Origin of the sequence: Methylobacterium hispanicum, assembly GCF_022179285.1 — a bacterium.
GTDB lineage: Bacteria > Pseudomonadota > Alphaproteobacteria > Rhizobiales > Beijerinckiaceae > Methylobacterium > Methylobacterium hispanicum.
On record NZ_BPQO01000089.1, the window covers coordinates 1 to 887 of the forward strand.

Sequence of the window (887 nt, forward strand, 5' to 3'; positions counted from 1 at the left end):
GTCGGGTCTGACGGCTGTGGCGCGCGACCGGGCGGGCCGCACGTCGAGCTCGGCCGCCTTCGCGATCGACGTGCGCGACCCGGTGGTCGTGTCGGGCAGCCCGGCGGGAACGGCGGAGGTCGGCCGGGCCTACGCGGCGGGCTTCGCGGCGCAGGGCGGGCGCGGTCCGTTCGTCTGGAGCCTCGCGGCGGGCAGCCTGCCGGCCGGCCTGCGGCTCGACGCGGCGACGGGCGCGATCAGCGGGACGCCGACCACGGTGCAGACCGCCACCGGCCTGCAGCTGCGGGCCGTCGACCAGGACGGGCGAACGGCCACAAGCGGCAGCTTCGACATCGCCGTCGCCGATACCCTGCTCCTCTCGACCAACCTCCCGGCCGGCAGCATCGGGGTCGAATACGCCGGCTCGGTCTCCGGGAGGGGCGGCCGCGGCCCCTATGCCTACGCCCTCGCCACCGGCGCCCTGCCGCCGGGGCTGACGCTGGAGCAGTCCGGCAGACTCACCGGGAAGCCTACGACGGCCGGCAGCTATGGCGGGATCAGTTTCCGCGTCGTCGACGCGGACGGCCGAAGCTGGACGCAGCCCTTCTCCTTCATCATCAACGTGGCGCCGGCGTTGTCGGCAGGCATTTCCCCGGCTCCGGCGACGCTGTCCTCATCCTACACGGCGCAGGTGGGCGTCACGGGCGGACGCGGGCCGTTCGTCTACGACCTGATCGCCGGCACGCTGCCGTCCGGCCTGCGCTGGGACGGCACGACGGGCCTGATCAGCGGAACGCCCACGGCCGTCCAGGTCGCATCGGGTCTGCAGGTTCGGGTCACCGACGTCGATCGTCGTGTCGCGCTGACGGACGTGTTCGCCATCGCGGTCTCGTCCCCTCTCAGACTGA

1 protein-coding gene is annotated in these 887 nt (G+C 73.6%); it reads left to right on the forward strand.

What is annotated here, in order from left to right:
* Positions 1-887: Ig domain-containing protein (locus MFF56_RS31860; protein WP_238232217.1), on the forward strand; the 887-nt coding region annotated here is incomplete at both ends.